At 73.0% G+C, this 10,489-nt stretch carries 8 protein-coding genes; 6 read left to right on the top strand and 2 right to left on the bottom strand.

Annotated features, from left to right (window positions below):
- Positions 1–421: amidohydrolase family protein (locus VK611_08640; GenBank protein HMG41384.1), on the bottom strand; the 421-nt coding region annotated here is incomplete at its 3' end.
- Positions 422–485: 64 nt separating this feature from the next.
- Here VK611_08640 and VK611_08635 point away from each other — a divergent pair.
- The 4 genes from VK611_08635 to VK611_08620 all read left to right on the top strand — a co-directional run bounded on the left by VK611_08635 (position 486) and on the right by VK611_08620 (position 7,357).
- Positions 486–1,256 (top strand): creatininase family protein, encoded by a 771-nt coding sequence (locus VK611_08635; protein ID HMG41383.1) that lies wholly within the window; start codon positions 486–488, stop codon positions 1,254–1,256.
- A gap of 12 nt (positions 1,257–1,268) precedes the next feature.
- On the top strand, positions 1,269–2,108 hold the full coding sequence (locus tag VK611_08630) for an LLM class flavin-dependent oxidoreductase (GenBank protein ID HMG41382.1): 840 nt from the start codon (positions 1,269–1,271) through the stop codon (positions 2,106–2,108).
- A 229-nt stretch (positions 2,109–2,337) separates the two neighbouring features.
- The gene (locus tag VK611_08625; GenBank protein HMG41381.1) at positions 2,338–5,604 is read left to right on the top strand and encodes a S8 family serine peptidase; all 3,267 of its coding nucleotides are present in this window, start codon (positions 2,338–2,340) and stop codon (positions 5,602–5,604) included.
- 61 nt (positions 5,605–5,665) lie between these two features.
- Positions 5,666–7,357 carry an AMP-binding protein gene (locus VK611_08620; protein HMG41380.1) on the top strand — a complete coding sequence of 564 codons (1,692 nt, stop codon included), beginning with the start codon at positions 5,666–5,668 and terminating at the stop codon, positions 7,355–7,357.
- A gap of 154 nt (positions 7,358–7,511) precedes the next feature.
- On the opposite strand, the gene VK611_08615 is transcribed toward VK611_08620, so the two are convergent.
- Positions 7,512–8,159: a helix-turn-helix domain-containing protein gene (locus VK611_08615; protein HMG41379.1), complete on the bottom strand. Its 648-nt coding sequence runs from the start codon at positions 8,157–8,159 to the stop codon at positions 7,512–7,514.
- A 71-nt stretch (positions 8,160–8,230) separates the two neighbouring features.
- Here VK611_08615 and VK611_08610 point away from each other — a divergent pair, with 71 nt between their 5' ends.
- Both VK611_08610 and VK611_08605 read left to right on the top strand, forming a co-directional pair.
- Positions 8,231–9,658 (top strand): DHA2 family efflux MFS transporter permease subunit, encoded by a 1,428-nt coding sequence (locus VK611_08610; protein HMG41378.1) that lies wholly within the window; start codon positions 8,231–8,233, stop codon positions 9,656–9,658.
- A complete protein-coding gene (locus tag VK611_08605; protein ID HMG41377.1) occupies positions 9,655–10,485 on the top strand; it encodes a thioesterase family protein in 831 nt (276 codons plus the stop codon). Before VK611_08610 ends, VK611_08605 begins: the two co-directional genes overlap by 4 nt.
- Positions 10,486–10,489: the final 4 nt, after the last annotated feature.

Genomic DNA, 10,489 nt, shown 5'->3' with positions numbered 1-10,489 from the left:
CCACGTCGTCGTCGACCGACCCCGCCGGCCAGGTGAGGTGGTGGTCGGCCACGGTCGTGACCCCGGACAGCAGCGCCTCCGCCAGCCCCACCGACGCCGCGGCACCCACGAGCTCCTGGTCGACGCCCACGGCCCGGTAGTCGGCCGCCATCGCCGCCAGCCACTCGGACATGGGGACGTGCCGGGTCGCCGGCGACGTCCGGAAGGCCGACTGCAGCAGGTGGTGGTGGGCGTTCACCAGCCCCGGCGTCACCACGCACCCCGAGGCGTCGAGCGCCGCCGCGCCGCCGTCGAGCGACCCCACGACCCGGCCGTCGTCGCCGCACAGCACCTCGCCGCCCGGCACCTCCCGGACCCCCGTCCACACCAGCTCGGCACCCGTCACCCGCAGCACCCACGAAGGATGCCGACCCCAGGTCACGACAGCGTGAACTCCTCGTTTCGTCCCGGCCGCCGTCCGGACGCCACCGGTACCGTGCCGGGCGATGCGCCGTCTCGCCGACCTACGGGCCCCCGAGATCGCCGAGCGGCTGAGCCCGGCCTCGGTGGTGATCCAGCCGATCGCCGCCGTCGAGCAGCACGGCCCGCACCTCCCGCTGTCGACCGACCTGCTGATCGCCGAGAGCGTGGTCGACGCGGTGGTCGCCGAGCGGGGCGACGAGCTCGACCTGTGGGTGCTCCCGCCGCTGGCGTACGGCAAGTCGAACGAGCACGCCTGGTGCCCGGGCACGGTGTGGCTGGGCCCGGAGACGCTGCTCAAGGTGCTCAACGACGTCGGCCGCTCGATCGCCATGCTGCCCACCCGGCGGCTGGCGTTCGTGAACGGGCACGGCGGCAACTCGTCGCTGCTGTCGGTGGCCCTGCGGGAGCTGCGCCTGCACCACGGACTGTCGACGTTCCTGCTGCACCCCGGCGTGCCGCCCGACCAGGGTGGGGCATCGACCATCGAGGAGCTGGGCATGGGCATCCACGGCGGCCTGGGCGAGACGTCGCTGGTGCTGCACCTGCGGCCCGACCTGGTCGACATGGGCGCCGCCACCCGCCACGTCCCCGAGGGCCTGTCCGCCTACCGGCACGTTCGCTTCGGCGGCCCCGTCGCCTTCGGCTGGACGTCCGACGACTTCGGCCCCAGCGGCGTGATCGGCGACCCCACCGGCGCCTCGGCCGAGCGGGGCAAGCAGCAGTTCGAGGCCATCGTGGCGACCATGGGCGACGCGCTCGCCGAGGTCGCCCGCTTCACCCTCCCGGCCGGCTGACGGGCGACATCGATGCGGCTGGGCGTCTCACCGTACGGGTCCGACCGGGCGAGCACCCTGGCGTTCGCCGACGCCGCGGTCGCCGCCGGCATCGACACGCTGTGGCTGGGCGACGGCATGTTCCGCCGCCCCGACTTCGCCGGCTGGCGGGGCGGCCTCGAGTCGCTGACCGAGCTGGCGTGGCTGTCGGGTCGCTTCCCCGGCGCCCGGATCGGGATCACCGCGGCGGTGCTGCCGCTGCGCGACGTCGACTGGCTGGCCCGGGAGGCGGCCACGCTCGACCACCTCACCGAGGGCCGCTTCGTCCTGGCCGTCGCGGCCGGCTTCTGGCCCGACGAGCTGGTGTACCGGCGCATCGATCCCGAGCGTCGCGGCGCCGAGCTGCGCCTCCGCCTCCACATCCTCCAGCAGCGGCTGTCCGGCGACGGTCCGCTGTCACCCGCGCCCCACACACCCGGCGGGCCACCCATCTGGCTGGCCGGCGGCGCCGCCACGATGCGCCTCGCCCTCGCCCGCGACCTGCCCTACCAGGCGTCCCGCGCCCTGCCCGACGAGCTGGCGCCCCTCGCCGCCCGGTGGTTCGACGGGGGCGGCGGACTGCTGGCGCACCGCATCTACGTCGAGGCGGGGGAGCCGGGCCACGTGCCCGACGGCGTGCAGGTGGACCGCCACGTCCTCACCGGTTCGGCCGACCGGCTGGCCGACGGCCTCGCCCGCTTCGCGGCGATGGGCGTCGGCGACTGCTCGATGGTCCTCGGCCACGACGACGCCAGCGCCCGCCGTACGTTGGACATGTTGGCCACCTCGGTGCTGCCGCAACTGAACGAAATGTCGGTCGACGCACCGCGGTAGCCGGCCGTTCGTATCGAAGATCAGCCGCGAATCGTGCGATCGGACGACGGACAGCGCGAAAGACCGCGAAATTCGCACCTTTTTATGGATTGACCCTGGCGGTGGGTTGCAGTCGCTGCATTACGATGCGTGCCGTCTCTGAGGTGGACGGAGACGATCTGGGCCCTAGGGGGAGACAGGCATGGGACACCGCTCACGGTTCGTCGGGTTCGTTACCGCGGCCGCACTGATGCTCGGGATCTTGGCGGCGCCGGGCGCGTCGCAGGAGGCGCCCGACTTCACGTCGGCCGGAACGCTCACACCGACGGACGTCGTGTCCGCCGACAAGGCACCCACGAGCCAGCTCGCCCAGAGCGACGAGGCCCTCGTCGCCCGCACCGACGCCGCGTCGGCCCGGGTGATGATCAAGCTCGACTACGACTCGGTCGCCACCTACCAGGGCGGCGTCGACGACCTCGCCGCCACCAGCCCGTCGGTCACCGGCCAGGATCTCACCGGGCGGTCCCAGGCCGAGCGCGCCTACCAGGGCTACGTCGACGACCGGAAGGCCGAGATCGTTGCCGACCTGGAGGCCGCCGTGCCCCAGGTCGACGTGGGCTCGTCGCTCGACGTGGTCTACGGCGGCGTGTCGGCGACCGTGCCCGCCAACAAGGTGAAGGACCTGCTGAAGGTCGACGGCGTGGTCGCGGTCCAGGCGAACGCCCTCAACAAGGTGCTCACCGACAACAGCCCCGACTTCCTCGGCGCTCCTGCGGTGTACGACGCCCTGGGCACCACCGACAACGCCGGCGAGGGCGTGATCTACGGCAACCTCGACACCGGCGTCTGGCCGGAGCACCCGTCGTTCGCCGACCTCGGCAACCTCGCCGCCCCGCCCGCCCCTGCCGGCGGCGGCACCCGCGAGTGCAACTACGGCGACAACCCGCTGACCCCGGCGGCCGACGTGTTCGCCTGCCAGGACAAGCTCATCGGCGGTGCCCACTTCACCGACGACTACGACGCCTTCCAGGGCGACGACCCGCTGGCGGGCACCGCCCGCGACAGCAACGGCCACGGCACCCACACCGCGTCCACGTCGGCCGGCAACGCCGTCGACGAGTCGCCCGTGCAGGGCGTCGACCGGGGCGCGATCCACGGCCTCGCCCCCGGCGCCTGGGTGATGGAGTACAAGGTCTGCGGCCCGGGGGGCTGCTTCTCGTCCGACACCACGCGAGCCGTGCAGCAGGCGATCCTCGACGGCGTCGACGTGATCAACTACTCGATCTCCGGTGGCACCCAGCCCTTCTCCGACTCCACGGAGCTGGCCTTCCTGGATGCCTACGCCGCGGGCGTGCTCGTGTCGGCCTCGGCCGGCAACGAGGGCCCCGGTGCGGGCACCGCCAACCACCTCTCACCGTGGGTCACCACCATCGGCGCTTCCTCCCAGAACCGTCAGTGGACCACCACTCTGAACCTGACGGCCGGCAACGGCGACACGTTCTCGGTCGACGGCACCTCGATCACCGGTGAGGGCATCGACTCGCCGCTGCCCGTCGTGCTCGCCGCGACGGCCCCCGGGTACAACAACGCCCTCTGCACCACCCCGGCGCCCGCCGGCCTGTTCGACGGCAAGATCGTGGCCTGCGAGCGCGGCCCGAACCGGGTGCTCAAGGGCTTCAACGTCCTGCAGGGCGGGGCCGAGGGGATGATCCTCTACAACCCGACGCTCATGGAGATGATGAGCGACAGCCACTGGATCCCGACGGTCGCTCTGGCCGACGGTGCCGACTTCCTGGCGTTCCTCAACGGCCACACCGGCGTCACGGGGTCGTTCGCCCGGGGCGAGGCGGCCGAGAGCCAGGGCGACGTGATGACCGCGTTCTCGTCCCGTGGTCCGGGCGGGCTGTTCATCAAGCCCGACGTCACCGCCCCCGGCCTGCAGATCCTGGCCGGCGCCTCGCCGTTCCCCGGTGACCCGCTGGCCAGCGCCCCGCCGCCGGGCGATCTCTTCCAGTCGATCGCCGGCACGTCGATGTCGTCGCCCCACACCGCGGGCGCGGCGCTCCTGCTGGCCGACCTGCACCCCGACTGGACGCCGGGCCAGATCAAGTCGGCCCTCATGACCACCGCGGTCACCGACGTGGTCAAGCACGACGAGGTCACCCCGGCCGATCCGTTCGACATGGGCGCCGGCCGCATCGACCTGAGCACCGCCGGCACCGCGCCGCTGTCGTTCGACGAGACCGCCGACAACTTCTTCGCCCTCGGCAACGACCCGGTCAACGCCGTGCACCTCAACCTGCCGTCCGTGAACGCCCCGGTCATGCCGGGCGAGCTCTCCACCACCCGCGTGGTCGAGAACGTCAGCGGCCGGCGGCAGAGGTTCACCGTGAGCACGTCGGCGCCCTCCGGTGCCAAGATCACGGTGTCGCCGAAGAACTTCACGCTGGCCCCGGGACGCACCGCCACGCTGAGCATCACCATCGAGGCGCCGGTCCCCGGTCCGCAGCAGTTCGGGCAGATCGACATCGACGCCCAGCGCGGCTCCGACATGCACCTGCCCGTGGCCTTCGTGCCGCAGCAGGCGGAAGTGTCGCTGACGCAGACCTGTGCGCCGAACCCGATCCAGCGGGGCGGCACCTCGGCGTGCACCGTCCAGGCGGTGAACAACAGCGCCGAGGACACCACGGCCGATCTCTTCACCGAGGTCACCGGGGGCCTGCGGGTCGCCGGCACCGATGGCAACGCCGACTGGGTCGACAACCGGAACGCCCAGGCCCTCGACGTGCCGCTGGCCGGACGCAGTCCGGGCGTCCCGGCGGTCGATCCGGGCAGCCTGGCGGGCTACCTGCCGCTCGACACCTTCGGCATCACGCCGGTCGCCGTCGGCGACGAGCAGATCGTCAACTTCAACACGGCACCGTTCGACTTCGCGGGTGAGACGTGGAGCCGGATCGGCGTCGACTCCAACGGCTACGTCGTGGTCGGCGGTGGGGCGACCGAGGACAACAACTGCTGCAACCTGCCCGACGGTCCCGACCCGGCCCGGCCCAACAACGTGTTGGCGCCGTTCTGGACCGACCTCGACGGCACCGGCACCGCCGGCATCTTCGTGGCCACCCTCACCGACGGGGTGAGCGACTGGATCGTCGTCGAGCACCGGGTGAACGTCTTCGGCACCACCGACCTGCAGGTCTTCCAGACCTGGATCGGCATCAACGGCGTCGAGGACATCACCTACGCCTACGACCCGGCGAACCTGCCCACCAACGGCGGCCAGGACTTCCTGGTCGGCGCCGAGAACGTGCTCGGCGAGGGCGACATGGTCGCCACGCTCCCGACGGAGGACCTGCGGGTCACCAGCACCGATGCGGAGCCGGGCGACGCCTTCTCCTACGTCGTGTTCGTGCGGGGCGAGTCGCAGGGCACGTTCCCGGTCACGTCGTCGATGGCGGCCGACACGGTGCCGGGCATCACGGTGGTGAAGTCCGACATCACCGTCGACCGGCGCCGGTAGCGGTAGCAACCCTCGTTCCGGACCTGCCCCCGATCGGGGGCAGGTCCGGTAGCTTGCCGCCGTGACAGGCCTCAGCTACGACGACGCCGTCGCCACGGCGACCGCCGAGGGTGCGGTGTTCGAGACCACCGAGGTGGTGGTCGAGGGCATCGAGCAGACCGTGTTCAAGCACGCCCCGCCCACTCTGGGCGCGCTGTTCGGCTTGTGCCGGAGCCGGGGCGACCAGGTGTTCCTCGTCTACGAGGACGAGCGCTGGACGTTCGAGCGCTTCATGGCCGAGGTCGACGCCCTGGCGGCCACGCTGGTGGGGCGGTTCGGGGTGGAGCGGGGCGACCGCGTGGCGATCGCCATGCGCAACCTGCCCGAGTGGGTGGTGGGCTTCGCCGCCGCGGTGTCGGTGGGCGCCGTCTCGGTGTCGCTCAACGGCTGGTGGACCGCCGACGAGCTCGACTTCGCCCTCGACGACTCCGGCCCCAAGGTGCTGCTGGCCGATCCCGAGCGGGCCCGGCGGTCGGCGGCGTCGTGCGCCCGGCTGGGGATCGACCTGGTGGTCGCCCGGGGCGGCGAGGGCGAGGGCCGGGAGGGCGCGGTGCCCGAGGGCGCCCACCGCTGGGAGGACGTGGTCGAGCCGGGCGCGCCCATGCCCGAGGTCGCCGTCGGCACCGACGACGACGCCACCATCCTCTACACCTCCGGTACCACCGGCCGTCCCAAGGGCGCGGTGTCGACGCACCGGGCCGTCACCCAGTCGCTGATGGCGTTCGCCTGCCGGTCGACGGTGGCGCGCCTGCGCAGCCCGTCCGACGCCGAGGACATCGCCGCCCAGCCGACGGTGTTCATCCTCATCGTGCCGCTGTTCCACGTGACCGGGTGCGTGGCGGTGTTGCTGTCGTGCGTGCTGGCGGGGCTGAAGCTGGTGATCATGCGCAAGTGGGACCCGGGCAAGGCGCTGGAGCACATCCAGGCCGAGCGGGTCACCAACTTCGTGGGCGTGCCCACCCAGGCGTGGGACCTGCTGGAGCACCCCCGGTTCGGCGAGTACGACACGTCGTCACTGGTCAGCGTGGGTGGCGGTGGGGCGCCGGCACCCCCGGAGCTGGTGCGCCGGGTGGAGGCCGGGTTCGCCCGGGGCCGCCCGTCGATCGGCTACGGCCTCACCGAGACCAACGCCTACGGGCCGCAGAACTCCGGTGACGACTACGTCACCCATCCGACCAGCACCGGCCGCTCGGTGCCGATCCTGGAGATCTCGATCCAGGACCCCTCGGGCCGGGCGCTGCCGGTCGGGGAGCGGGGCGAGATCTGCTTCAAGGGACCGCACCTCATCCGGGGCTACTGGAAGCGGCCCGACGCCACCGCCGAGGCGATCGTCGACGGCTGGCTCCACACCGGCGACCTGGGCCGCGTCGACGAGGACGGCTTCGTCTACGTGGAGGACCGGGTGAAGGACATGGTGCTGCGAGGCGGCGAGAACGTGTACTCCGCCGAGGTCGAGGCGGCGATCTACGAGTTCCCGGGCGTGCACGAGGCCGCGGTGTTCGGCGTGCCCCACGAGCGCCTGGGCGAGGAGGTGGCCGCCGCGGTCGTACCCCGGGACGGGGCGACGGTCGACACCGGCGAGCTGGAGACGTTCCTGGGCGAGCGCCTGGCGCCGTTCAAGGTGCCCTCCCGCTGGCTCGTCCTCGACGACCCCCTGCCCCGCAACGCCGCCGGCAAGTTCCTCAAGCGCGACCTCCGCGACCGACTCTCCTGACCGAAACTTCGACAGAGGTGGCGCCATAGCGACGCGTTCTGTCGAGATTTCGGGTGGGGTGGCCTACGCGAGGCGATGCGCTCGTCGTCGTCGAGGGGTGCCAGGAGGTCGAGCCCGGCCTGCGGGTCCCAGCGCCGGTCCTGCTCGACCAGCGTCAGGCGAGGGCGAAGATCCGGCGGAAGCGGGAACGGGCGGCCTTCGTGCCCTGCACCGAGAGGGTGTCGTCGGCGGCCAGGGTGTCGAGGGTGTCGCCCTGGCGGAGGCGGGCGAAGGCCCAGGCCGGGCCCTCGACGGTGACGGCGGCGGGGGAGTCGACCCGGCGTCGGCGGCCGGGCGGGAGCGACGAGAGGTGGACCGGACGTCCGCCGTCGACCACCAGGTCGTAGTGCTCGTCGACGTCGAGCCCCCGGGCCGCGAGCTCGTCGAACCAGGCCAGGAACACGGTCGGGGCCACCGAACGGGGCAGGATCGGCACGTCGGGCGTGGCCGGCTCCAGCTCCGGGGTGCCGAAGCGCACCAGGGCCCGGAGCACCGGGATCACGTCCTTGCCCCGGGTGGTGAGCGTGTAGACGTTGCGGGCCGCGGGCGGCGGGATGGTCTCGAGCACCACCAGGCCGTGCTCGGTGAGGCGCTTGAGCCGCTGCGACAGCACGTTGGGCGGGATGCCGGGCAGCTGCGCCCGCAGGTCGGTGAAGCGCTGCGGCCCGAGCGACAGCTCGCGCAGGACCAGCAGCGTCCAGCGGTCGCCGAGGACGTCGAGGCTGCGGGCGATGGGGCAGTACTGGTCGTAGCTCCCGGCCACGCCCGACACTGTAGCCAAGTTCACAAAAAGTATCTATTGATACGGATTCTGTATCAGTCGATACTGCACCCATGCCCACACCGAAACCCGGGGTCGTCCTGGCGACGGCGGCGATGGCCGTGTTCCTGGTCTTCCTCGACACGACGGCGCTGTTCGTCGCCTACCCGGACCTCCGGGCCGACTTCGCCGACGTGAGCCCGTCGCAGCTCTCGTGGGTGCTCAACAGCTACACGCTCACGGTCGCCGCCCTGCTCATCCCCGCCGGGCGGCTGGCCGACCGGGTGGGCCGCAAGCGGGTCTTCCTCGTCGCCACCGCCCTGTTCTGCGTCGGCTCCACGCTGTGCGGCCTGGCGCCGTCCGTCGAGCTGCTGATCGTCGCCCGGGTGCTGCAGGCGGTCGGCGCCGCCGGCCTGATCCCGTCGTCGCTGGGCCTGGTGCTGGTCGCCTACCCGCGGGAGCGGGTGCCGGTCGCCGTCGCCGTCTGGGGCGCGGTCGGCGCCGTGGCCGGGGCGGTCGGCCCCACGGCCGGCGCGGCGCTGGTCGAGGCCTGGGGCTGGCGGTCCGTGTTCTTCCTCAACATCCCGTTCGTCGTCGGTGTCCTCGTCGCCGGGCCCCGCCTGCTGCCGGAGTCGAAGGAGGCGACGACGGGGCGCCTCCCCGACCCGCTGTCGGTGGCGTTGCTGGCCGGCGGGCTCGCGGCGGTCGCCTTCGGAGTGGTGCAGACCGACGAGTGGGGCTGGACGAGCGCCGGGAGCCTCGGTGCCATGGCCGGCGGCGCCCTGGCCGTCGCCGTGTTCCTGTGGCGGTCGAGCCGGGTGGCCAACCCGCTGTTCCCGCTGGAGCTCTTCCGCATCAACGGTGTGCGCTGGGGGAACCTCGGCATGTTCACCTTCGCCGCCGTCTTCACGATGGCGTTCTTCGGCAACGTGCAGTTCCTCACCGGCGTGTGGGACTGGTCGGTGCTGAAGGCCGGCTTCGCCATCGCCCCCGGGCCGCTGTCGGTGGCGGTGCTGGCGCCGCTCGCCGGCCGCATCGCCGCCCGCCGGGGCCAGCGCCTGCTGCTGGTGCCCGGCGGCCTCGTCTACGGCGCCGGGGCGCTGTGGATGCTCACCCACGCGGAGGTCCGGCCCGACTACCTCGGCACCTTCCTGCCCGCCAACCTGCTGACCGGGCTCGGCGTCGCCCTGTGCCTGCCGCAGCTCTCCAGCGTGGCCGTGCAGCAGCTGCCGCCCGACCGGTCCGCCACCGGCTCGGGGATCAGCCAGTCGATCCGCCAGATGGGGGCGACGATCGGTGTGGCGGTGTTCGTCGCTCTGCTGGGCACTCCCGGGCCGGGCGAGGCGATCGACCGGTTCCAGCGGGTGTGGTGGTTCGTGATCGCCGGCGGCGTGGCCGTGTCGCTCTCGGCGCTGGCGCTGCGGCGTCCGGCCCCCGCGGCCGCGTCGCCACCGGCCGGGGCCGCCGCCGACCTTCCCGTCGCCGTGGAGGTGACGGCATGACCCCCCACTTCCGCCACGACACCGCCGTCACCCGGCTCAGCGACTCCCGCTGGCGGGCCGACCTCGCCACCCGCTGGTCGTCGCTGGTGGGGGTGCACGGCGGCTACGTGGCGGCGCTCGCCTCCCGGGCCATCGACGAGGCGGTCGGCGACCCCGGCCGCCCCGTCCGCACCCTGTCGGCCCAGTTCCTGCGGGCCCTGCGGCCCGGCCCCGTCGAGATCGGGGTCACGATCGAGCGCCGGGGTCAGAGCCTGGTGTTCGCGTCGGCCCGGGTCCACCAGGGCCACCGCACCTCGGTGCTGATCCGCACCACCAGCGCCGGCGGCTCGGCCCACAGCCTGATCTACGACGACCACCGTCCCCGGCCCCGACCCGCCCGGCCACCCGGCGGCGCACCCCGCTTCCTGGCCGAGCCCGTGAAGCACTTCGAGCAGGTCGAGGTGGTGATGGACCCCGACGTCGTGCCGTACTCGGGTGGTGGCCCCGCGTGGCTGGCGGCGTGGCTGCGGCCGCTCGACGACGAGCCGGTCGACAACGCCTGGCTGATCGCGGCCTGCGACATCCTGCCGCCGGCGTCGTTCTCGATGACCCCCGGCCCGACCCGCGCCGCCACGCTCGACTACACCGTCCACCTGCCGCTGGCCGACCCGTCGCTGCGGGTGCCGCCGGGGAGCCACGTGTACCTCGACTGCCGCTCGCCGCGGGCCGTCGACGGCATGGCGGTGGAGAACGGCGAGCTGTGGGGCCCGGACGGCACGGTGCTCGCCGTCAGCCGCCAGACCCGCCTCGCCGACGACCGGGTCCCGGCGGCGTTCGCGAAGGCCTGAGGGG

The sequence above is a fragment of the Acidimicrobiales bacterium genome (assembly GCA_035316325.1).
In the GTDB taxonomy this organism is placed as follows: domain Bacteria; phylum Actinomycetota; class Acidimicrobiia; order Acidimicrobiales; family VFJN01; genus DASXTK01.
Note: the sequence above shows the minus strand (reverse complement) of the source record. Positions and strands in the feature narration are given on the sequence as shown.